Source organism: Mesorhizobium intechi (assembly GCF_002879535.1).
Taxonomy (GTDB): Bacteria; Pseudomonadota; Alphaproteobacteria; order Rhizobiales; family Rhizobiaceae; genus Mesorhizobium; species Mesorhizobium intechi.
Genome location: NZ_PNOT02000156.1, coordinates 1 through 19,019 on the forward strand (window position 1 = coordinate 1; position 19,019 = coordinate 19,019).

Below are 19,019 nucleotides of genomic sequence, written 5' to 3' on the forward strand. Positions count from 1 at the left end.
GCTCCGCCCAAGCCCTTGGCCGAAGTCGGCAGCATCGGCGCCATTGCCCGGCTGGTGGCGACGGGTGGCGGGCTCGGCCTCATTCCCCGTCTCGCCGCCAGCGATGCGCTGGCGCGCGGCGAGCTCATGGATCTGCCGTGGCCCGGTCGAATGCGGCCGGCGCCACTGACGATGATCTGGCGGCGCCGGCGCATCCAGCCGCCGGCGCTCAGGCAATTGCTCGCCGCCGCGCGCGACACGCTGGCGCCTGAACGCCTCGATGCGGGCTCAGAACTTGAATCGGCTGATAGCTCCAAGGCATTGTTTCCAAACAACTCCTGGTGAGGGCTGCCACCAGCTAGACCAGCCTGTGCCCGCCTTCGACATGCAGCGTCGTGCCGGTGGCAAATCCGTTGCCGATAAGGAAGAACATGGCGTCGGCGATGTCTTCGGGCTGGCCGACCCTGCCGACCGGCAGCCGCTCGGCCATCGCCGCCAGCATCTCGGCCTTGCGGTCGCCGGCGACCTGCGCCCAGATCGTGGTGTCGACCCAGCCGGGCGAAACGGCGTTGACGCGGATCGGCGCGAGTTCGACGGACAGCGCCCGCACCAGTCCTTCGAGCGCTGCGTTGACCGCGGCGACGACCGAGCCGCGCGGGGCCGGCCGGTAGGCGGCGATGCCGGAGATGAAGGTCATAGAGCCACTCGCGCTGAGCCGTGGCGCGCCGTGCTTGGCAAGCAGCAGCGGGCCGAACAGCTTGCTGTCGACCATGCGTTGCGCCGCCTTGAGATCAAGCTCCGGCAGCAGCCTGTAGGCGCCATTTATGTCGGCCGCCGTGCTGACGATGTGGTCGACCCGACCGATCTCGGCGAACAACGCCGCGACCTGGTCTTCCCGGGCGATGTCGACGACGGCAACGTCCAGGCCGGCGGGATTGCCAAGTGTCTCGCGCGCCTGTCGCAGCCTGTCTTCGCCGCGCCCGGCGACGATGACCGTGGCGCCGGCCTCGACGCAGCGCCTGGCCAGCGCCAGGCCCATGCCGGAGCCGCCGCCGACGATCAGGATCCTCTGGTTCGAAATGCTCATTTCGCTCTGCCTTTGTTTCGAGGGGACAAGGGCAGGGAATTGGCAGGTCGGTGTGCCGAGAAGGAAACGGAAGAAACCGATAATGTCATCGGAAGTGCCGATGATGATGCAGGAATGCGGTTTCGGTCAGCGCACCAGCGGGCTGTCCCAGACGGCGAACAACAGCGCTTTGAGTTGGGCGAAGCGCTCCGGCCCGAGCTCGGCGCGCCACTCCTCCTCGATGTCGCGCAATATGTCGACCATCTTCCAGAAGGCGGCGTGACCCCGCTCGGTGGCGTGCACCACGCGCGCGCTGCCTTCGCCGTCGGAGCGTACGATATAGCCGTAATTTTCAAGGCTGCTGAGCAACTGGTTGATCGCCTGTTTGCTCATGCCGGCACGTTCGGCGATGGTGCCGGGGCGCGCGCCATCCGGGCCGGGAAACTGCAAGACGGCCATATGTGGCAGGCGCAATTCGTCGAAACCGGCGGCGTTGAGTTCCTTGATCAGCCGGCGCTGGATGGCCTGCGCCGGCACGCGCAGCAGGGCGCCGATCAAAAGGTCCGTGGTCTTGGTCTGCAGAACTTCGGTGGAAGTGGCCATTGACGGTCCGGTAAATTGAGTTTACTTGTTTCTGGTAAATGTAATTTACCGGAGGAGTTTGCGCAATGCCAGCCATGGATCTTCGGGTCAATCCAGCCAATGAGACCATCGGCACCAGGGGGCTATCGGTCCGTTTCCTGGTGTCGGGCGAAGATTCGAACGGCAGCGTCGCCGCTTTCGAACTGATGGTGCCGGGCGCGCAGCGCCTGCCGGCGCCGGCGCACAGCCACGACCACTACGAGGAAACGATCTACGGCATTGACGGGGTTTTGACCTGGACCGTGAACGGCAAGCCGATCGAGGTTGGGCCGGGGGAGGCGCTGTGCATTCCACGCGGAGCCGTCCACCGCTTCGACAATAATGGCGCCCGGGATGCCAAGACGCTGTGCGTCATCACGCCGGCGGCAATTGGTCCGGACTATTTCCGCGAGGCGTTCGGCCTGCTCAACGCCGCTGCCGGCGGGCCGCCTGACAAAGCTGCGATGATGGAGATCATGCGCCGCCATGGCCTGACGCCGGCAATGCCGCCACCGGCCTGATACCGGCCGAGGGTCCAGCGAGCACGCAGCCCAGGCGGTCGTAACCGTTCCACGCGCCACCGATCTGTTCGCGCACGATTTCGACGGCTTGAGGTCCCAGCGTTGCATTTGTGGTCCTATCGCATGCTGGGGAAGCGTCGCGCTCTTCCATCCGGTCGGTTGCGCGCCAGCCGCAACGCGGCGATGTATCGCGCCTTCCCTATTTCGCTGCACCCGTTCCTCACTGCTGACGAGAAATGACAGCGGGCGATGCTATGGTGCGGGGATGGCGAGATGACGGAGGCAAGATGACAGGGATGCCAGCGACAACGATTCTGAACCGGCAGGCCCGCTGATGGCGCCGGTCAAGGTCGATCCCGACAAGGTCCGGGAATTCCCCGACGCGGCGAGTTTCTACGCCTGGCTCGGCCAGCACCACGCCACGGAAAGCGAAGTGTGGATCAAGGTGCACAAGGTGGGATCGGGGCTGAAGTCGATCACGCCGAAGGAAGCCATCGACGTCGTGCTGTGCTTCGGCTGGATCGACGCGGTGCGCAAGGGGCTGGACGAGAACAGTTTTCTCCAGCGCTACACGCCGCGCGGCAAGAAGAGCATCTGGAGCAAGATCAACATCGACAATGTCGCGCGGCTGGTGGAGGAGGGCCGCATGACCGGGCATGGGCTGAAACAGGTCGAAGCCGCCAAGGCCGACGGGCGCTGGGCGCGCGCCTATGGGGGCAGCAAGGAGATGAAAATCCCCGACGATTTGCAGGCGGCCATCGATGCCGAGCCGGCGGCGAAGGCGATGCTGGAAAAACTCAGCGCGCAAAACCGCTTCTCGCTCGCCTTCCGCACCCACAACATGAAGACCGAGGCCGGCCGCAAGAAGAAGATCGAGACCTTCGTGGCGATGCTGAAGCGTGGCGAGACGATCTATCCGCAGGGGAAGAAATAGTTCTCAGCCGCCTGAATGCGGGTCGATGCTGTAGGGATGGACGGGGTAGCCGGGGCCAATGGCATCGCGCACACGGCCGGTCCAGGCGAGGAATGCCGGGTAGTCCGCTGAAGAGAAGCCGCAATCCCCGGCGCGGTGGCTGTAGGCATAGACGGCGATGTCGGCGATTGTCAGGTCGTTTCCGGTGAGGAACGGCGTCTCGGCAAGGCTGCGGTCCAGGGCGGCGAGCGCGCGGGCGCCGGCCTCGCGTTTGCCGGCAACCATGGCCTGGTTGCGCTCGAGCCGTCCGGTCAGGGTCCAGAAGCGCAGCGAGCCGATGACGGGCTCGACATTGTACTGTTCGAAGAACAGCCACTGCATCACCTTGGCACGCCGGTAGCGGTCCGCCGGCAGCAGAGGCGTTCCTTCGGCCAGGTAGGTGAGGATCGCGTTGGACTCGGCGATGGCGATGCCATCTTCGAGTTGGAGCACGGGAACGGCACCGGCCGGGTTCAGGGCAAGGAAGGCATCGGAGTGGCTCTCGCCCTCGAAAATCGAGACGATGCGGGTCTCATAGGGCATATTCAGCACGCCGAGCAGGACCCGGACTTTCCAGCCATTTTGCGATGGCAGATAATCGTGAAGCGTGAGCATGGCCGATCCTCGTGACGGGTCGACGATCGCATGGCACGACACCGGCCGACACCCGATTCCCGCTCGATCGATTCATGCGCTTGATCGCACAATGATTGCAGCCTCCGCCGCCTAATAAATCAATTCCCCCCGTGCCATCTTTCCCGAGACGATAGACAAAGGCATCCCCCATGACCACGCATCCCAACAAAGTCACCCTCATCACCGGCGCCAATCGTGGCATCGGACTTGAAACCGGCCGCCAACTGGCGAAACGCGGTTTCACCGTGCTGCTCGGCGTGCGCGATCTGGCCAAGGGGGAGGCGGCAGCGAAAGCCGTCGAGGGGCATGTCGAGGCCATCGCGTTCGATGTCGCGGCATTCGACGCGGCTCCAAGGGCAGCCGATGAGGTCAAGCGCCGGTTCGGCCGGCTCGACGTGCTGATCAACAATGCCGCCATCCACTACGACAGCGGCTCGCGCGCCTTGCGGCCGGACTGGACTGTCATCCGCGAAGCCTTCGAGACCAATGTCTTCGGTTCCTGGCGGGCGGCGGCGGCCTTCGCGCCGCTGCTCAAGGCCGGCGGCCACGGAAGACTGGTCAATGTGTCGTCCGAAGCCGGTTCTTTGGCCTCGATGGGCGCGGGCGCGCCGGCCTATGCGACATCGAAGGCGACGCTCAATGCGCTGACCCGTGTGCTGGCGGCGGAACTGCGCGGCTCGGGCGTGCTGGTCAATGCCATCTGCCCGGGCTGGGTCGCCACCGACATGGGCGGGCCAGGCGGACGCCCGGTGGCGCAAGGGGCGGCAGGCATCGTCTGGGCCGCGACCTTGCCGGACGACGGCCCGACCGGCGGCTTCTTCCGCGACGGCAAAAGACTGCCGTGGTGAGTCGGACTGTACAGGAGGCAAAGATGAGAATCGGAATTCTGGGCGCCGGCATGATCGGCGGCACGGTCGGAAGGCTGTGGGCCGAGGCCGGACATGCGGTGAGTTTCGGCGTGCGGCATCCCGAGCGGCTGCGCTCGATGCTGTCCGGGCTCGGCGGCAAGGCCACGGCGGGATTGGCCCTCGATGCCGTTGCGGGCGCGGACGTCGTGCTGGCCGCCATCCCGTTTCGCGCCTGGCCCGGTGTCGCGGACGAGATCGCGGCAGCGCTCGGCGACAAGGTGCTGCTCGACGGCACGGTGCCAGATCCGCCTCGCGACGGCGCTTTCGGCGACACCGCGCTTGCCCGCGAGGACGGCGTGGCTTTCGCGGTGGCGCCGCTCCTGCCGCGCGCGAAACTGGTTCGTGCCTTCAGCACGGTCATGTGGACGACACTGCAATCGCAGGCGCATCGCGCCGGCGACAGGATCGGCATCCCGCTTGCCGGCGATGACGAAGAAGCCGTCGCCCTGGCCGCGCGGCTGGTGAGCGATGCCGGCTTCGACCCGGTCGTGGTCGGACCGTTGTCGCAGGCCCGCCGCTTCGATCCCGGCACCACCGTCTTCGACAGCGGCATGACCGGCCGTGAGGTTCGGACCGCGCTCGGCGTGGCTTGATGCGGCTCACGACCTGAATCGTGGAATTGCCGTAAGCGCCTGTTTCGGCGTACTTTCAGCGGATCTGACTTACCCTGTCACGCACGAGAAAAAGCCGCCCTCGCTTTTCAGCGGATGGCGGCCTTTTCCCGGGAGGAAGTCAGAAAGAAAGCTGCCGATCAAGCCGCCTTGGCGTGGGCGTGCTTCCTGTGGGTACGCTTGTGCGGTCTTATGTAGCAAACGCACCAACTTCTCGCACGACCTAAAGGGTGGGTTCCCATAAAATCCGGGGCATGCCGAGAGTTGCCCCTATCGTCCGCTCCACCCGATACGAACACGCGATCAATACGCTTGTCGCGAAGCGATCCGAGATATCGGGCCTAATCCGGTTCAAAGGCGCGGACCTGGCGCACCAGCTTGTCCACATAGACGCGGTGCTGCTCATCCTTGGCTACAAGGGCGATCCGTCCCAAATCGTGCCGCTGCGACGAAAGCCGAACCGGTTCCGCAAGGGCGAGCTTTACCGGCTTATCTTGAAGTGCGAGGCGGAAGGCAGCAAGGCCAACAAGGAAACTGCCCAGCGCATTGTTGCGGTGAAGGGCTGGGAGCCGTCGCTGGTCGACAGGGTACGAGAGTGCGTCAATACCGCCAAGGTACGGCGCAGGCGATCCTGTGCAGTTAGGCACGAGTAGCTAGCTTTGCGTTAACCTCGCAATCAATTGTGATTAGCGGCCATCGATGGGTGAACGTCAAATTACCATATTGCGCGCTACAACGGGAAATTATAGAACCATTTAAGGATGGTAAGAGGGGAAACCGTCTCAGGGTTGGATCAATCATAACCTTCGTGCGTTGATAGGATCCCTTCTAACCGAATGCAGGTTGGAATTTTGAAACACGACCCGATACCACCGTACGCCATCCCAGTCGCGGGATTCAAATCCCGCAAAGCTGCACAGGTGAGCGCATTTTTTGCACTCAAGGAAGATGGCATCATAGACAAGCTCAAACTTATAAAGCTTATCTATTTCTCGGAGCGCAAATTCCTTAGCGAAAATCACATCCCGATTTTGTGGGATGAATTTTATTCACTTTTCAATGGGCCAATCTGCTCGGGCACGCTGAATGGTATCAACGGGGTGATCCACGTTGATATATGGAGTGAGTTTGTCGCTCGGAACGGAAATCAAGTTGTCGCACTTAAAAAGTTTGGAAGATCTGATTTTGATGAAATCAGCAATGCCGAATGGGCTGCGATTGAATATATCTGGAAAGAGCTAGGAAGCAAAACCACCTCACAATTGCGAAACTACTCGCACAGCCATTGCCCAGAATATACTCAAGTCCCCGAAGGCGAAAGATTGCCGATTTCATATCGAGACATTCTCGAAGCGTTCGGTGATCAAACCGCAGACAGCGTTGAACGCGAAATCAATTCCGCGCGTCGCGCCGAGAGCGCGCTTGCTGCTTGAAAGCGCTATTTACGCCCTTACGAACTCAAACCCTCCATATTCCAGAGACCGGGGATACTGGCCATCTGTTTGTGGTCCTGACGAACCCTTGCAAGGAAGGCAAGTGCCTGCTTGTGCCTGTTTGCACCCAAAAAACGAAGTTCGATTCGGCGTGTCTTTTGGGCGTCGGCGATCACAAGTTCATTCGACACCCTAGCTTCATCATGTATGCGCGGCTAGCGATCTATCATGCCACAGACTTGATTAAGCGAGTTAAGGCAGACGAAATATCCTATGAGGGCTTGATCGACGAAAAGGTTTTCGCCTTCATTTGTGCAGGCGTAGCGAAATCGGATTTTGCAGCCCCCAAGCTTCAAAAGTATTATGCGGATCAAGCCGTTAGCGTTGCCAATATCCAGCCCAAACCCGCGACACAGGGTGATTGAGCGCACCGCCAAGGATAGCGAAGGCGTTGCCGCCATTTGACCGGCGACGGTGATCTTCCAGCCATGCCGCATGATTGGCGTACTGGTATAGGTATTTGTGCGAAACGTGGTGATGCTGGCCGACGACCATGCGGCGCAGGCGGCTGAAATAGCTTTCCACCATGTTCGTATGCTTGCCGTGGCCGTCGCTGTAGCTTTCCGAGTGGTTGATGCGGGTCGAAGCGAAATCGGCCTCCAGCGAGTCCCAATGGTTGGCTTCGTCCGCGAACAGCTTCGAACCGGCCAGCATGCGAGCGCGGGCGATATCGACGCCTTCGGCTTCACGGTTACGGACAAAGGTCAAAGTACGGCCAGCGCGCTCGCGCAGGGCGATGACAACGCGGCGGCGGTCTGACTGGTTGGCCTTCACGCGACGGTCCTTGCGGTCCTCTACGCGGTTCTCGGGGCGCACCACGCCACCAAAATACGCGCCATCAATCTCGACTTCGCCTTCAAGCATTTCATTCTTGGTTTCAGCCGACAGGGCTTCGCGCAGCTTGTGCGACAGCACGAAGGCGGTCTTGTACTGCACATCCAGATCGCGGGAGAACTGGACCGACGACATGCCCTTGGAGCCGTTGACGAACAGGCAGATCGCAGCGAGCAGATCGACAAACGACAGCTTGCGCGAAGCGAAGATCGTACCGGACGTGACGGAGAACTGCGCACCGCAAGCGGCGCACTTGAACTTGCGGCGGGTCGGAATGTCGTAGCGATCCAGGCACCCGCATTTCGGGCAAACAGGCTCGCCTTGCGTCGAAGCCCAGCGAAGGCGCTTGAACGTGTCGTAAGCCTTTTCCTCGCCACCCTTGTAGATGTCCTTCAGGGAGAGGGTGCGGCTTTCGGCGCAAAGGAGGAAATGTTGTGCCATGACGTACTGTTTCCGTTACCTATGTAACGAATGTAGTACGTTGACGTATCCCATACAAGGGCATACGTATCGATATCGATGCATTTTTCTGCAAAGGCGATACGTATGGCGGATAAGACGGACTATGAAGCCCTAGCGGCTAACCTCCTGAAAGCCGAATTGAAGCGCAAGGGCGTCACCTACTCGCAGCTCGTTGAAAAGCTCAATGCGATGGGCGTTGACGAGAAAGAGGTAAACGTGCGGAATAAGCTCTCTAGGGGCAAATTCACGGCGGCTTTTTTACTTCAATGCATGACGGCGGTGGGCACGACTACATTACGTTTGGATGGATAGCCACGATCATCGGCCTATTGCTTTTTGCGGCGCTTGGGCAGTCATACAGCACCAGCAAACATCAAAGTTCCTACTACGCACAGCGATGTGCCCAACAATATCCAGACAGCCCCTTTGCGGCCGCCAGCGTCCATTCCTCTGCCGGCAAACCAGAAGCCAAGCCATCCGACGACGGCCAGAAATCCCAGCCTGATTGGTGTGATCTCGCAGCCCAGCAAAGTGTCGCTGAAGACACCACAGGAATGCATTGGGCTTCGTGGGCTGGCGTCGTGTTCACCGTCATCGGTATCTTCTTCATTTGGCGGACCCTCAACGCCAATACCGAAGCCGTCCAAGAGGCTCACGCTGCTAACCGGATTGCCAGCGAAACCGCCGAACGCCAGTTGCGCGCCTATATCTCGCCTTTCAATTTCGACTCTGTGATTACCGATAAGCCCGAGCCGGATATCCGCGTCAAAGTCACCTTCAGAAATGCTGGACAGACCCCGGCGCAAAACGTCCGCGTCAATATGGAATGGGAATTGGGTCTTCTGCCGTTCGAAGAGGGAAAGCACTTCCCGTCCATCGTCACTGTCGATGGACGCGGGTCCGTTGGCCCCGGCATGGATTTCTTTGCAGCAGTCCGGCCCAACGATCCAGCCAAACCAGCTAGGATAAAACTTACTCGGGAAGTGCTCTCCGATTTGGTCGACGGCAAACTTAAGTTTTGGATCTTTGGCGTAATTGAGTACCAAGACATTTTCCATCGCGAACAACGGACCCGTTTTCGCTACGTAATGCACATCTCTCACGAGAACGTGGGCTTCAGCCCCTGCGAAGCTGGCAACGAGATAAGCTAGCGAAGACAAAGCCGCCCGCGCGCTCACCGCGCCGCCCCAAGATTTCCGGGTTTTGGTGCGTTTGCTAGATAAGACCGCGCTTGTGCGCGTGCTTCCTGGCGACGTGCTTGTGGCGGTGCTTCCTCGTATGCCGATGGTGCTTCTTGGCGTGCCTGACACGCTTCTTGAGGTGCTTGTGAGCGGCAGCCTCAGCCGGCTTGGTCGTGGCGGCGGGAGCCGTGGTCGACGCGGCGGGAGCCGGAGCCGTCGTCGGCGCAGCGGCGGTGGTGGCGGCCGCGTTGGCCGTGCTGGCGCCAACAACCGGCATGGCCAGACCGAGTGCGATAGCGAGACCGAGGGCGGAGAGGAGGGGCTTGTTCATGATAGGCTTTCCTTTGACGGTTGCTGTCACTGGTCGAGGTCGACCGGCGTCACTCCAAGAAGTTTCAGGGCGTTGGCGTAGGTCCGGATGCCTTGCGCCTCCTTGCGCTCGGCACAAAACCGGTTGGCCTTGCCCCGCAGGGCCGTTGCCGTGGCGATCTGGCTCGCGCTGGCACCGGGTTCGGCTTTGGTGCGGATGGCTCCGTCGAGTTGAGAACCGAGCCGGCTGCAATATTCGCTCCGGGTAACCGCCGCTTCCGCACCCGATTGCGCGACCGCAAGCATGGCGAGCGAAATGCCTGCGAGGGCACCCATCCATCCGGTCGAACGTCGTTGCATTGTCGGGACCATCCCTTTGCGTTGCCTGGCGACCGCCGTCCGGTCGCTACGAGGGTGGTTATCGCAGACGATGTTTTCTTCAGTTTTTCCCGGATGTTGAATCTTGTTTCTGAAGTGTGTCTGGGGGGAGATCGTCCGAATGCGGCGCTTGAGCCTCTTCCTTTGCCGCCATCCTTCGCGTAAGGCGCCGGGCAAATCCATTCAGCGCAGGCATGGTCCGGAAATCGCATGATCAGACTTGAAAGCATCAGCAAGCAGAACGGCCGCCAGCTTGTGTTCATCGAGGCGTCGGCCGCCCTGCAGAAGGGCGAGAAGGTCGGCCTTGTCGGGCCGAACGGCGCCGGCAAGACGACCCTGTTCCGCATGATCACCGGCCAGGAACAGCCCGACGAGGGCCAGGTGCAGGTCGATCGGGGCGTCACCATCGGCTATTTCAGCCAGGATGTCGGGGACATGGAAGGCCATAGCGCCGTCGCCGAAGTGATGAACGGCGCCGGGCCGGTGAGCGATGTCGCGGCCGAGATGGCGGAACTGGAAGCGGCGATGGCCGATCCGGACCAGGCCGAGCGGATGGACGAGATCATCGAGAAATATGGCGAGGCGCAGCATCGCTTCGAGGAACTCGACGGCTATGCGCTGGACGGCCGCGCCCGCGAAGTGCTGGATGGGCTGGGTTTCAGCCAGGAGATGATGGACGGCGATGTCGGTAAGCTGTCGGGTGGCTGGAAGATGCGCGTGGCGTTGGCGCGCATCCTTCTGATGCGGCCCGATGTCATGCTGCTCGACGAACCGTCCAACCATCTGGATCTGGAGAGCCTGATCTGGCTGGAGCAGTTCCTGAAAGGCTATGACGGCGCGCTGCTGATGACCTCGCACGACCGCGAGTTCATGAACCGCATCGTCAACAAGATCGTCGAGATCGATGCCGGCTCGCTCACCGCCTACTCCGGCAATTACGAATTCTACCAGCAGCAGCGGGCGATCGCCGACAAGCAGCAGCAGGCGCAGTTCGAGCGCCAGCAGGCGATGCTGGCCAAGGAGATTGCCTTCATCGAGCGCTTCAAGGCGCGCGCTTCGCATGCGGCCCAGGTGCAGAGCCGGGTGAAGAAACTCGACAAGATCGACCGCGTCGAGCCGCCCAAGCGCCGCCAGATCGTCAATTTCGAGTTCCAGCCGGCGCCGCGCTGCGGCGAGGATGTCGTCACCTTGAAGAACGTCCACAAGGCCTATGGCAGCCGCACCATCTATGAAGGGCTCGACTTCCAGGTCCGTCGCCGCGAGCGCTGGTGCATCATGGGTGTCAACGGCGCCGGCAAGTCGACGCTGCTGAAGCTGGTGGCCGGCGCCTCCGATCCCGACACCGGCACGGTGGCGCGCGGGCCGAGCGTGAAGATGGGCTATTTTGCCCAGCATGCCATGGAACTGCTCGAAGGCGAGCGCACTGTGTTCCAGACGCTGGAAGACAATTTCCCGCAGGCCGGCCAGGCGCCGCTCCGCGCACTTGCCGGCTGCTTCGGCTTTTCCGGCGACGAGATCGAGAAGAAGTGCCGCGTGCTGTCAGGCGGCGAGAAGGCGCGGCTGGTGATGGCGCTCATGCTGTTCGACCCGCCCAATCTGCTGGTGCTGGACGAGCCGACCAACCACCTCGACATCGCCACCAAGCAGATGCTCATCGAGGCGCTGTCGCAATATGAGGGCACCATGCTGTTCGTCTCGCACGACCGGCATTTTCTGGCCGCATTGTCGAACCGCGTGCTGGAACTGACGCCCGAAGGCATCCACACCTATGGCGGCGGCTATACCGAATATGTCGAGAGGACGGGGCAGGAAGCGCCGGGACTGCGGAGCTAGCCTGCAACGGGCCTTGCGAGACGCGCGCACCGACATTGGTCTCTCGTCATCGCATTGCGCTCAGCCGAGCTCCTGGGCGAGCCCGATGAGAAGGTCTCCGGGTCCGCGAATGTAGCAGAGCCGGTAGACGTCCTTGTACTTGACGACCTCGCCCGCGAGCCGAGCGCCGCGCTTGCGCAGCCTTTCAAGCGTATCGTCGATGTCGTCCACGGTGAACATGACGCGCAGGTAGCCCAGAGCGTTGACCGGGGCGCTGCGGTGATCCGCGACGACCGGCGGCGTGAGGAAACGGGAAAGTTCAAGCCGGCTATGGCCGTCCGGCGTGCGCATCATGGCGATTTCGACGTGCTGATCGCCCAGTCCGGTGACACGTCCGGCCCATTCGCCTTCGATGGTGGCCCGCCCTTCCAGTTCGAGGCCGAGCTCGCGAAAGAAATCGATCGTCTCTTCGAGGTCATCGACGACGATTCCGACATTGTCCATCCGTTTGAGTGCCATGTGTCCAACCTCGTGCCGGGATCAAAAGCCTGTCGGTCTTCGGCCAGGGAAAAGGCGGCTGTCGGGCCGACGCCGCCTTCTGGACTTTTCCGTCCGATCTCTTCGTGCCGAAGGAATGGGTCCCTTACCTCAGCGATATGGCCATGCCGCTGAGATCGGCGTTGACCTGCAGCCCGACCTGCTTGCCGGTGAGTTCGAGCTGGGCACCCCTGTCATTGGTCATGACGATCACCTGGGCGCCTTTGCCGAGCGTGCCGCCGCCGCCCGCCGCACCGTAGACCCCCGTCACATCGCGGACGCGCCTGATGTGGCGAACGGTGCCTCGGAAATAGGTCTTTGAAACGCCGAAGGCGAGGCCGCCCGAGACACCGCCGATCGAGATGGGATAGGTTTTGCCGTGGAAGGTGAAGGTGCCTTCGCCGCCGGAGCCGCCGACGAAGAAGGCCGCCTTGTAGACGGCAAAGCGGATCGTGCCGCTGTCGGCATGCGCGGCGCTGGCAAAGCCGATGCCGGCGGTGGCGATGGCGGCAACCGCGATTCTGCGAAATCCGGACGAAATATTCATGATGAGCTCCTCAAAGTCGCCGCTTGCCCAACGGACCGGGCGCGCCAGCGCTGTGTTAAAGTTACAACGGAACAGTCTCGCCCGTCATTTGGTTCCAGGCACGCTGCCTGAATGTGGCCGCGGGAAGATCGACATGAAGCGAGGCCTATGGCAAGCGCTCCGGCGAGACATCGCGTACACGTGATTGGCGCCGACGGGTGCCTGCGAGGTCTGTGGAAAGCGAGAAGGGCTTCGGGATGAGACTTGCGATGCGAATTGCGGTGTCCTTCGCACTGGCCGCGACAGTGGCCGGATGCGCGACCTCCCCGGTCGACTATGGCGCGTCGCTTTCGCCGCAGGATCCGAAATGGGCGTCGCCGGAATGCCGGCAGGCACTGGCGGCGGCTTCGGATTACGCGGCGCGCGAAAAACAGCATCCGGGCTGGGAATTCGCGGCCCTTGGCCCGTACGGCTTGGGCATCATCGCGGCCACCAAGGAGGCCGAGCGGAAGCAGCGAAAGCTTCACGCCCGCGACGTGCACCTGCAATGCTCGAGCCTGCCTTTGCCGAAGGAGTTGCAGGGCGATCTAGGCCCGGGCGCAAAGGCGAAATATCCGTAGCCGTCGTGAGCCCTCGAAGCGCTGGACTCGAGCTTTATGTCACCAGCCTTTGGAACGTAAATCCATTCGCCAAGTTCTTAGCGTCAGGACAAGTGCAGGGACATGATACATGCTGACCACCGTTCGGGCCACGATTGGCCAAGCCCGCTTCATCGCCGCCAAAAGCGGACCCGAAGCGCAGGACCCCCGGCAGACGCCGATTTCGAAGGAACTGGAGACCTTGGCCGCGATCCGCCTGGCTGACATGGCCGGCCTCGGAGCCTGGTCCCAGGACCGCTGATTGGTTTTGCCAGGCAGCGCGCGGTCCTGGCAAACTCGGTGGCAAGCCGACTTCAAACCCGATGTCGGCCCCGGCCTCATGATGGCGCGTTGACCGCAAATTGCGCGGCAAAAGCCCTGATATAAGCCGGCCGAGCTTCGCCGCGCGCCACATAGGCGGCCAGGTTCTGATATTCGTCCAGAATGCCCGACATCCGCAGTCGCAGCAGCACCGACACCATCAGCAGATCGCCCGCGCTGAACGCACCATCGAGCCACTCCGCGGCGCCCAGATAAGCCGAGAGCTGGTCCAGCCGCGCGCGAACACGATCCTTGACCAATGGCAGGCGCTCCTCGCTCCACGGCTTGTCAGCTTCGAATATTCTTGCAGTCGTCAAATCGAGAATCGGCGGCTCCACGGTGTTGAGGGCGGCAAACATCCAGGTGATCGCACGGGCGCGGGCATCGTGATCCCCGGGCAGCAGGCCGGCATGCCGCTCGGCAAGATGAAGAACGATCGAGCCGGTCTCGAACAGGCACAGAGAACCTTCCTCATAGGTGGGGATCTGGCCGAACGGATGGATGGCCAGATGGTCAGGCGCCTTCATCCCGGCGAAGGAAACGAGACGAACCTCATAGGGTTGCCCCACTTCTTCGAGCGCCCAGCGAACGCGCGTATCGCGCGCCAGTCCCTTGCCGCCGTCGGGCGATCGTTCGAAGGCGGTGATGGTGGGGATCATGGGAGGCTCCGGGTGGTTGCTTCGGTTGTTGGTTGCACCCAAAGGACGAACGGCCGGGGCGATTCCCGACAACCGCCTGGTTTTTCCGGACCGCGGGATTTGACGGTTCGGACGGTTTGAATGCGTCCCCGGTCCTAGCGCAGCAGGCCTTCCGCCTCGAATGTGTCCCAGCCCTCCAGCTCCGGCGGTGGGGTGTCATCCTTTGCCGAAGTCCTGCCGCCGGGCGCCTTTCGCTCTCGTTTTCCGGCGCGCGTCAGGGCGGCCTTGCCGGCACCGCGCCGTCTGTTTTCTGACCTTTCCTGCGCATCTTCCTCCCGCCAGGCGCTCGCCAGGTCGCGATCGAGAACATCCTCGATGTGGCGTGGATCGAAGACATGGAAGGTCACGGCCTTGGATCGCCCGCGCATCTTTACGGTGCGCGTGCCGATGCTCTTCAGGCGGCCGTCCTTCAGCCATTTGTGGCGCTCGCGGGCGGAGATGGTGAGAATATCCTCTGCCTCGCGCGGAAGCACGGCCAGGGCTTCGATCCCCTCCAGCGTCCTCGAGATGGTTGCCGAGGCCGCCTGGAAGGCATCCGCGTCGGTTTTCAACATGCGCAAGACGATGCGGCCCGTCTCGGCCTTGGCAAATTTCCTTACGGCCCACGGCAGACGGGCTCGAATTTCGCGTTCGATCCCCTTCAGGCGCAGGGCGGAGCCAAGCGTTGCCGATGGCGGCAGCGGCCATTCGGCAACTACCGACGCTTTAGCGGTGCTCGCGCCTCGCACGGATGTGCGATCAGGCGCGCCGGCAATCGCCGCGACGATGCCACTCAGGACCTTTCGCAGGGAATCGCGCTTCTTGTCTGCCATGTTTCATGTTCGCTCATCGGGGGCCTTCGCGGAACGGCGGTTCGCACAGCAGACAACCGAAATCAGGCTCAAACAGTTCCTTTTAGCACGCGCAGGCAACCATTCGAGTCGCCAAACCACCGCGACGCCGCCTGAGCAGGGCCCTCGAGTTCAGGCTCGCCATCTGCGGCCCAGGCGACGAAGCCATCGGGGCGCATGGGCACGGCGCTGAGGCCGGCCGCTCCCATAGACATCGGGTCGAAAATTGACTGCCTGGAAGCAGCGCCAAGTTGCCGACCATTCGCCGTGCGGTTGGGACGGTCAGGTCAGCACGTCATTGAGAAACCTGGCCGCCACGGCAAGACCGGTGTTTGACACCTGGTGGCCGAGACTGGGTTCAATCGAGATCCTCGCCCGGACACCGGCCGCTGTCAGCTGTTCTGCCGCTCGCACGCTCTCGCTTGACGGCATGACCGGATCGGCGCCGCCGTGAATCAGGAGCAATGGGGTGCCGGTTGCTGGAGCAAGCGGCGCTGGGGATGCCAGTCGTCCCGAGAAAGCGATCACCGCCCCGACAGGCCAGCGCCCGTTGGCCAGCGCGTCGAGCGCCATGATCGCACCTTGGGAAAACCCAAGCAGCGCAACCCGGTCCAGCGCGTTCGAAAATCCGTGCCGCTCGATGATCTTGGCGATGACCGCGTCAAAGCCGGGCCGCGCCGCAACGACGCGGTGCTGGCGGTTGGCCTCGGTGACGCCGACGACGCTGAACCATTCACGGTGCGGGCCACGACCGCCTGGCGCGTCCGGGCTCTCGAAGATGACGCCGGGCAGTGCGGGCGCGAGCGCCCGCCCGAGTGCCGCCATATTGGCGCCGTTGCTGCCGACACCGTGCAAGAGAATGACCAGGCCACGATCCATCAGTGCTGTCCTGTCACGGAGACGGGTGCGAGGCCCCGCAGGTCGGGCCCTTTCGGCACGATGCCGTTGGGGTTGAGAGCCTTGATCGAATAGTAGCCGGCCTTGATGTGCTCGATGCTGACGGTCTCAGCGACGCCCGGCACGGCCAGCATCGCGTCCAGATAGCCGCTCAGCGCCGGATAGTCGACGAGCCGCCGCAGGTTGCATTTGAACAGGCCGTGATAGGCGGCGTCAAACCGCACCAGCGTGACGAACAGCCTGATGTCGGCCTCGGTCAGGACATTGCCCAGGAGGAAGGGGCCGCCTTTGCCGAGCCGGGCCTCGAGGATCTCAAGCATCGAGAACACGTCGTCGAAGGCTTCCTCGTAGGCGATCTGGGTGGTGGCGAAGCCGGCGCGATAGACGCCGTTGTTGAGCCGCGGATAGATATCGGCGTTGAGGGCGTCGATCTCGGCCCGCAAGGCTGCAGGATAGAGATCCGCCCCGCTCGCGAGGTCACCGAAGCCTGAATTGAGCATGCGCACGATATCGGCGCTCTCGTTGTTGACGATGGTGCCAAGCTGCTTGTCCCAAAGCACCGGCACGGTGGCACGACCGCTATAGAGCGGGTCGGCCCGGGTGTAGATTTCATGCAGATGGCGGGCTCCGTTTATCCCGTCCGGGCTGGTGCCGGGATAGCCGCCGAACACCCAGCCTTCATCGTCAAGGCGGGGGTTGACGATGCTGACGGAAATGGCGTTCTCCAGCTGCTTGAGCTTGCGCGCGATCAGCGTGCGGGATGCCCAGGGGCAGATTAGCGCGACATAGAGATGATAGCGGCCCGCTTCGGCGGCGAAGCCCGCATCACCCGTCGGCCCGGCGCTGCCGTCGGGCGTCACCCAATTGCGGAAGCCGGAGATCTGCCTGACGAAGCCGCCTTTGGCATCGGTTGCCTGCACCGGCTGCCAATTGGCCGTCCATCTTCCTTCGATGAGCATTGCTTCGTCCTTCTCCGCAGTCGGCGGGAGATTGTCCACGGGGTAAGCGGCGCGCCACTTGACCGATATCAAGTGGCGCGTCGCGGCTTGCTATTTGTTCCTTGAGGTCGCCTTGCGCCCACGAGGCCGGGGAGCGATGAATGCTTAGATGCCGACCCAGGTCGGAGCGATATCGGTGCCTTTGCCCTGGCCATAGCCGAGCCCGATATTGAGGGCGGCGACGGCCTCGATATTGCGCGATGCGGCGAGAGGACCGGCAACGATGGCCTTGAGCCCGGCTGAATTCACAAGCGCCCCAACCTCGGCGACAGCGTCGGCGTCGTCGCCGGCGAGCAGCACCGTTGCCGGGGTACCAGCAACCTCGCCGCCATTCTGCAGCACCGACGCAAACAGCGTGTTGAAGCCTTTCACCACCTTGGCCTGCGGGGCGAGCCTGGCGATTTCTTCAGCCGCACTGGTTGAAAAGCCGATGGCGAGCCCGGAAAAATCGGCCTTCATGGGATTGGTCAGGTCGACCACGATCTTGCCCGCCAGGCTTCCGGCTGCCTTCACCACAGCGGCTACGGCATCATAAGGCACGGCAAGGAAGACCATGTCGGCCTTGGCAACAGCCTCCGGGATCGAGGCGGCGGCGACGGTGTCGCCGAAGCCGCGGGCGACCGAAGCGGCCTCCGAGGGGTCGCGCGAACCAAAGACGACGGCGTTGCCGGCGCGCGAGAAGACCTTGGCCAGGCCCTTGGCCATATTGCCGGTTCCGATGATTGCGAGTGTCATGTCCTTGCTCCTGTCAGCGTTTGCCCTGCGGCGATGACGGGAATATGCGATTTTTCCGGATGGATTATTATCCGGTAGAATCGCAGAAGATTTCTTCCGGATTGGAAAGTCTACCAACCCTGATCCCAAGGCGGGCTGTCCTGGAAATGCGAGACCAGGAAATCCACCATCACCCGCACCTTGGCCGCCAGGTGCCGCCCGGTGGTGTAGATGGCCCAGAGAGCCATCGGGTCGGCCTCGTGGTCGGCGAGCACCGGAATGAGCTGGCCAGTGCGAATGCGCTCGCCGGCGACGAAGCTTGGACCCTGCACCAGACCCAGACCGATCGCAGCCGCGGCCGCGCAGGCCTCTGCGTTGGAAAAGCGCAACCGGCCACGGATCGGCACCGACAAGCCGCCGGCAAAACGCCAGCTGGCCCCGTCGGCGAAGTTGGTGTCGAGGATGCAGGCATGTCTGATCACGTCCTCGGGACGATCCGGCGCACCGAATGCCGCGAGGTAGGATGGCGCTGCCGTCGTCACCAGCCGGATCGGGCAGAGCTTTTTTGCAATCAGGCTGCTGTCGCGCAAACTGCCGATACGCAGCGCAAGGTCGAAACCTTCCTCCACAAGATTGACCACACGATCGGAGAACGACACGTCGAGTTCGATCAGCGGATGCACCCGCGCGAATTTGGCCAAAAGCGGCGCAAGAACCTGGGTGCCGAAGGTCATCGGCACGGACATGGCCAGCCGTCCCCGCGGATCGCCAGAAGCGCTGCGGATGGTGGAATCGAGCTCATCCATTTCCTCGAGCAAGCTTTTGATGCGCTCGAAATAGGCGCGGCCGGCTTCCGTGGACGATACCGAGCGGGTCGTGCGGTGCAGCAACTGCACGCCCAGTTCTCCCTCGAGCCGGGAGACCAGCTTGGACGCCTGGCCTGAACTCACGCCGAGCTTTTGCGCCGCGCCGGACAGGCTGCCGCGCTCGATGACCGCGACGAACATCCGGTCGCATGCCAGTCTGTCCATGCTGGGGTACCTCGAGGGCGGCGACTCTTTGAGCGCCCACCATAATCGCAGATAAGGCGAAGGGTT

General features: G+C 62.6%; 27 protein-coding genes. 12 read left to right on the forward strand and 15 right to left on the reverse strand.

Annotated elements, in window-relative coordinates:
* Positions 1 to 324 (forward strand): substrate-binding domain-containing protein (locus tag C1D09_RS13045; RefSeq protein ID WP_246135731.1); only part of this gene is annotated, 324 nt, incomplete at its 5' end.
* A 13-nt stretch (positions 325 to 337) separates the two neighbouring features.
* On the opposite strand, the gene C1D09_RS13050 is transcribed toward C1D09_RS13045, so the two are convergent.
* Complete coding sequence (locus C1D09_RS13050) at positions 338 to 1,066, reverse strand: SDR family oxidoreductase (RefSeq protein ID WP_143974711.1); 729 nt, start codon at positions 1,064 to 1,066, stop codon at positions 338 to 340.
* Between the two features lie 126 nt (positions 1,067 to 1,192).
* Positions 1,193 to 1,648 carry a MarR family winged helix-turn-helix transcriptional regulator gene (locus tag C1D09_RS13055; RefSeq protein ID WP_143974712.1) on the reverse strand — a complete coding sequence of 152 codons (456 nt, stop codon included), beginning with the start codon at positions 1,646 to 1,648 and terminating at the stop codon, positions 1,193 to 1,195.
* 65 nt (positions 1,649 to 1,713) lie between these two features.
* On the opposite strand from C1D09_RS13055, the gene C1D09_RS13060 reads away from it, so the two are divergent.
* Both C1D09_RS13060 and C1D09_RS13065 read left to right on the forward strand, forming a co-directional pair.
* Complete coding sequence (locus tag C1D09_RS13060; RefSeq protein ID WP_143974713.1) at positions 1,714 to 2,187, forward strand: cupin domain-containing protein; 474 nt, start codon at positions 1,714 to 1,716, stop codon at positions 2,185 to 2,187.
* A 334-nt stretch (positions 2,188 to 2,521) separates the two neighbouring features.
* Positions 2,522 to 3,121, forward strand: a complete 600-nt coding sequence (locus tag C1D09_RS13065; RefSeq protein WP_019859500.1) for a YdeI/OmpD-associated family protein — start codon at positions 2,522 to 2,524, stop codon at positions 3,119 to 3,121.
* 3 nt (positions 3,122 to 3,124) lie between these two features.
* Here C1D09_RS13065 and C1D09_RS13070 read toward each other — a convergent pair whose 3' ends face one another.
* Complete coding sequence (locus C1D09_RS13070; protein WP_143974714.1) at positions 3,125 to 3,754, reverse strand: glutathione S-transferase family protein; 630 nt, start codon at positions 3,752 to 3,754, stop codon at positions 3,125 to 3,127.
* Positions 3,755 to 3,924: 170 nt separating this feature from the next.
* On the opposite strand from C1D09_RS13070, the gene C1D09_RS13075 reads away from it, so the two are divergent.
* The 4 genes from C1D09_RS13075 to C1D09_RS13090 all read left to right on the forward strand — a co-directional run bounded on the left by C1D09_RS13075 (position 3,925) and on the right by C1D09_RS13090 (position 6,727).
* A complete protein-coding gene (locus C1D09_RS13075) occupies positions 3,925 to 4,623 on the forward strand; it encodes an SDR family NAD(P)-dependent oxidoreductase (RefSeq protein ID WP_143974715.1) in 699 nt (232 codons plus the stop codon).
* Between the two features lie 23 nt (positions 4,624 to 4,646).
* Positions 4,647 to 5,276, forward strand: a complete 630-nt coding sequence (locus C1D09_RS13080) for an NADPH-dependent F420 reductase (RefSeq protein WP_143974716.1) — start codon at positions 4,647 to 4,649, stop codon at positions 5,274 to 5,276.
* A 248-nt stretch (positions 5,277 to 5,524) separates the two neighbouring features.
* Positions 5,525 to 5,947: a hypothetical protein gene (locus C1D09_RS33130; RefSeq protein ID WP_167514590.1), complete on the forward strand. Its 423-nt coding sequence runs from the start codon at positions 5,525 to 5,527 to the stop codon at positions 5,945 to 5,947.
* Positions 5,948 to 6,130: 183 nt separating this feature from the next.
* Complete coding sequence (locus tag C1D09_RS13090; protein ID WP_143974718.1) at positions 6,131 to 6,727, forward strand: Panacea domain-containing protein; 597 nt, start codon at positions 6,131 to 6,133, stop codon at positions 6,725 to 6,727.
* Positions 6,728 to 7,105: 378 nt separating this feature from the next.
* Here the strand turns inward: C1D09_RS13090 and C1D09_RS13095 are convergent, their stop codons facing one another.
* Positions 7,106 to 8,062, reverse strand: coding sequence for an IS1595 family transposase (locus tag C1D09_RS13095; protein ID WP_143974719.1), 957 nt, complete (start codon positions 8,060 to 8,062; stop codon positions 7,106 to 7,108).
* A 105-nt stretch (positions 8,063 to 8,167) separates the two neighbouring features.
* Between C1D09_RS13095 and C1D09_RS13100 the strand changes: the two genes are divergently transcribed.
* Together C1D09_RS13100 and C1D09_RS13105 are read left to right on the forward strand one after the other, a co-directional pair.
* Positions 8,168 to 8,395, forward strand: a complete 228-nt coding sequence (locus tag C1D09_RS13100; RefSeq protein WP_143974720.1) for a DUF6471 domain-containing protein — start codon at positions 8,168 to 8,170, stop codon at positions 8,393 to 8,395.
* Entirely contained in the window at positions 8,350 to 9,234 is an 885-nt protein-coding gene (locus C1D09_RS13105; protein ID WP_143974721.1) for a DUF3365 domain-containing protein, read from the forward strand. Before C1D09_RS13100 ends, C1D09_RS13105 begins: the two co-directional genes overlap by 46 nt.
* A 64-nt stretch (positions 9,235 to 9,298) precedes the next feature.
* On the opposite strand, the gene C1D09_RS13110 is transcribed toward C1D09_RS13105, so the two are convergent.
* Both C1D09_RS13110 and C1D09_RS13115 read right to left on the reverse strand, forming a co-directional pair.
* Positions 9,299 to 9,595, reverse strand: coding sequence for a hypothetical protein (locus C1D09_RS13110; protein WP_143974722.1), 297 nt, complete (start codon positions 9,593 to 9,595; stop codon positions 9,299 to 9,301).
* 26 nt (positions 9,596 to 9,621) lie between these two features.
* Positions 9,622 to 9,933, reverse strand: a complete 312-nt coding sequence (locus C1D09_RS13115) for a hypothetical protein (RefSeq protein WP_167514593.1) — start codon at positions 9,931 to 9,933, stop codon at positions 9,622 to 9,624.
* A 228-nt stretch (positions 9,934 to 10,161) separates the two neighbouring features.
* On the opposite strand from C1D09_RS13115, the gene C1D09_RS13120 reads away from it, so the two are divergent.
* Positions 10,162 to 11,784 (forward strand): ABC-F family ATP-binding cassette domain-containing protein, encoded by a 1,623-nt coding sequence (locus C1D09_RS13120; protein WP_143974723.1) that lies wholly within the window; start codon positions 10,162 to 10,164, stop codon positions 11,782 to 11,784.
* A 60-nt stretch (positions 11,785 to 11,844) separates the two neighbouring features.
* Here the strand turns inward: C1D09_RS13120 and C1D09_RS13125 are convergent, their stop codons facing one another.
* Together C1D09_RS13125 and C1D09_RS13130 are read right to left on the reverse strand one after the other, a co-directional pair.
* A complete protein-coding gene (locus C1D09_RS13125) occupies positions 11,845 to 12,282 on the reverse strand; it encodes a VOC family protein (protein WP_143974724.1) in 438 nt (145 codons plus the stop codon).
* Positions 12,283 to 12,406: 124 nt separating this feature from the next.
* Positions 12,407 to 12,847 (reverse strand): lipid-binding SYLF domain-containing protein, encoded by a 441-nt coding sequence (locus C1D09_RS13130; RefSeq protein WP_143974725.1) that lies wholly within the window; start codon positions 12,845 to 12,847, stop codon positions 12,407 to 12,409.
* A 248-nt stretch (positions 12,848 to 13,095) separates the two neighbouring features.
* Between C1D09_RS13130 and C1D09_RS13135 the strand changes: the two genes are divergently transcribed.
* A complete protein-coding gene (locus C1D09_RS13135) occupies positions 13,096 to 13,446 on the forward strand; it encodes a hypothetical protein (RefSeq protein ID WP_143974726.1) in 351 nt (116 codons plus the stop codon).
* A gap of 109 nt (positions 13,447 to 13,555) precedes the next feature.
* Positions 13,556 to 13,726, forward strand: coding sequence for a hypothetical protein (locus tag C1D09_RS33135; protein ID WP_167514591.1), 171 nt, complete (start codon positions 13,556 to 13,558; stop codon positions 13,724 to 13,726).
* A gap of 76 nt (positions 13,727 to 13,802) precedes the next feature.
* Here C1D09_RS33135 and C1D09_RS13140 read toward each other — a convergent pair whose 3' ends face one another.
* The 7 genes from C1D09_RS13140 to C1D09_RS13165 form a co-directional block, all read right to left on the reverse strand.
* Positions 13,803 to 14,444, reverse strand: coding sequence for a glutathione S-transferase family protein (locus C1D09_RS13140; protein ID WP_143974727.1), 642 nt, complete (start codon positions 14,442 to 14,444; stop codon positions 13,803 to 13,805).
* A gap of 134 nt (positions 14,445 to 14,578) precedes the next feature.
* Complete coding sequence (locus tag C1D09_RS13145) at positions 14,579 to 15,295, reverse strand: hypothetical protein (protein ID WP_143974728.1); 717 nt, start codon at positions 15,293 to 15,295, stop codon at positions 14,579 to 14,581.
* A gap of 68 nt (positions 15,296 to 15,363) precedes the next feature.
* Positions 15,364 to 15,528, reverse strand: coding sequence for an aromatic-ring hydroxylase C-terminal domain-containing protein (locus C1D09_RS34215; RefSeq protein ID WP_425463415.1), 165 nt, complete (start codon positions 15,526 to 15,528; stop codon positions 15,364 to 15,366).
* Positions 15,529 to 15,595: 67 nt separating this feature from the next.
* Complete coding sequence (locus C1D09_RS13150; RefSeq protein WP_143974729.1) at positions 15,596 to 16,192, reverse strand: alpha/beta hydrolase; 597 nt, start codon at positions 16,190 to 16,192, stop codon at positions 15,596 to 15,598.
* Positions 16,192 to 17,169, reverse strand: coding sequence for a glutathione S-transferase family protein (locus C1D09_RS13155; RefSeq protein ID WP_143974730.1), 978 nt, complete (start codon positions 17,167 to 17,169; stop codon positions 16,192 to 16,194). Before C1D09_RS13155 ends, C1D09_RS13150 begins: the two co-directional genes overlap by 1 nt.
* A gap of 144 nt (positions 17,170 to 17,313) precedes the next feature.
* Positions 17,314 to 18,072 (reverse strand): NADPH-dependent F420 reductase, encoded by a 759-nt coding sequence (locus tag C1D09_RS13160; RefSeq protein ID WP_342780225.1) that lies wholly within the window; start codon positions 18,070 to 18,072, stop codon positions 17,314 to 17,316.
* Positions 18,054 to 18,953 carry a LysR family transcriptional regulator gene (locus C1D09_RS13165; RefSeq protein WP_143974732.1) on the reverse strand — a complete coding sequence of 300 codons (900 nt, stop codon included), beginning with the start codon at positions 18,951 to 18,953 and terminating at the stop codon, positions 18,054 to 18,056. Before C1D09_RS13165 ends, C1D09_RS13160 begins: the two co-directional genes overlap by 19 nt.
* Between the last annotated feature and the right edge of the window lie 66 nt (positions 18,954 to 19,019).

What these genes read in the sequence shown, in the direction of transcription:
- C1D09_RS13050 (WP_143974711.1), bottom strand. Translation starts at nt 1,066, where the DNA reads ATGAGCATTTCGAACCAGAGGATCCTGATCGTCGGCGGCGGCTCCGGC.
- C1D09_RS13055 (WP_143974712.1), bottom strand. Translation starts at nt 1,648, where the DNA reads ATGGCCACTTCCACCGAAGTTCTGCAGACCAAGACCACGGACCTTTTG.
- C1D09_RS13060 (WP_143974713.1), top strand. Translation starts at nt 1,714, where the DNA reads ATGCCAGCCATGGATCTTCGGGTCAATCCAGCCAATGAGACCATCGGC.
- C1D09_RS13065 (WP_019859500.1), top strand. Translation starts at nt 2,522, where the DNA reads ATGGCGCCGGTCAAGGTCGATCCCGACAAGGTCCGGGAATTCCCCGAC.
- C1D09_RS13070 (WP_143974714.1), bottom strand. Translation starts at nt 3,754, where the DNA reads ATGCTCACGCTTCACGATTATCTGCCATCGCAAAATGGCTGGAAAGTC.
- C1D09_RS13075 (WP_143974715.1), top strand. Translation starts at nt 3,925, where the DNA reads ATGACCACGCATCCCAACAAAGTCACCCTCATCACCGGCGCCAATCGT.
- C1D09_RS13080 (WP_143974716.1), top strand. Translation starts at nt 4,647, where the DNA reads ATGAGAATCGGAATTCTGGGCGCCGGCATGATCGGCGGCACGGTCGGA.
- C1D09_RS13090 (WP_143974718.1), top strand. Translation starts at nt 6,131, where the DNA reads ATGCAGGTTGGAATTTTGAAACACGACCCGATACCACCGTACGCCATC.
- C1D09_RS13095 (WP_143974719.1), bottom strand. Translation starts at nt 8,062, where the DNA reads ATGGCACAACATTTCCTCCTTTGCGCCGAAAGCCGCACCCTCTCCCTG.
- C1D09_RS13100 (WP_143974720.1), top strand. Translation starts at nt 8,168, where the DNA reads ATGGCGGATAAGACGGACTATGAAGCCCTAGCGGCTAACCTCCTGAAA.
- C1D09_RS13105 (WP_143974721.1), top strand. Translation starts at nt 8,350, where the DNA reads ATGCATGACGGCGGTGGGCACGACTACATTACGTTTGGATGGATAGCC.
- C1D09_RS13110 (WP_143974722.1), bottom strand. Translation starts at nt 9,595, where the DNA reads ATGAACAAGCCCCTCCTCTCCGCCCTCGGTCTCGCTATCGCACTCGGT.
- C1D09_RS13115 (WP_167514593.1), bottom strand. Translation starts at nt 9,933, where the DNA reads ATGCAACGACGTTCGACCGGATGGATGGGTGCCCTCGCAGGCATTTCG.
- C1D09_RS13120 (WP_143974723.1), top strand. Translation starts at nt 10,162, where the DNA reads ATGATCAGACTTGAAAGCATCAGCAAGCAGAACGGCCGCCAGCTTGTG.
- C1D09_RS13125 (WP_143974724.1), bottom strand. Translation starts at nt 12,282, where the DNA reads ATGGCACTCAAACGGATGGACAATGTCGGAATCGTCGTCGATGACCTC.
- C1D09_RS13130 (WP_143974725.1), bottom strand. Translation starts at nt 12,847, where the DNA reads ATGAATATTTCGTCCGGATTTCGCAGAATCGCGGTTGCCGCCATCGCC.
- C1D09_RS13135 (WP_143974726.1), top strand. Translation starts at nt 13,096, where the DNA reads ATGCGAATTGCGGTGTCCTTCGCACTGGCCGCGACAGTGGCCGGATGC.
- C1D09_RS33135 (WP_167514591.1), top strand. Translation starts at nt 13,556, where the DNA reads ATGCTGACCACCGTTCGGGCCACGATTGGCCAAGCCCGCTTCATCGCC.
- C1D09_RS13140 (WP_143974727.1), bottom strand. Translation starts at nt 14,444, where the DNA reads ATGATCCCCACCATCACCGCCTTCGAACGATCGCCCGACGGCGGCAAG.
- C1D09_RS13145 (WP_143974728.1), bottom strand. Translation starts at nt 15,295, where the DNA reads ATGGCAGACAAGAAGCGCGATTCCCTGCGAAAGGTCCTGAGTGGCATC.
- C1D09_RS34215 (WP_425463415.1), bottom strand. Translation starts at nt 15,528, where the DNA reads ATGTCTATGGGAGCGGCCGGCCTCAGCGCCGTGCCCATGCGCCCCGAT.
- C1D09_RS13150 (WP_143974729.1), bottom strand. Translation starts at nt 16,192, where the DNA reads ATGGATCGTGGCCTGGTCATTCTCTTGCACGGTGTCGGCAGCAACGGC.
- C1D09_RS13155 (WP_143974730.1), bottom strand. Translation starts at nt 17,169, where the DNA reads ATGCTCATCGAAGGAAGATGGACGGCCAATTGGCAGCCGGTGCAGGCA.
- C1D09_RS13165 (WP_143974732.1), bottom strand. Translation starts at nt 18,953, where the DNA reads ATGGACAGACTGGCATGCGACCGGATGTTCGTCGCGGTCATCGAGCGC.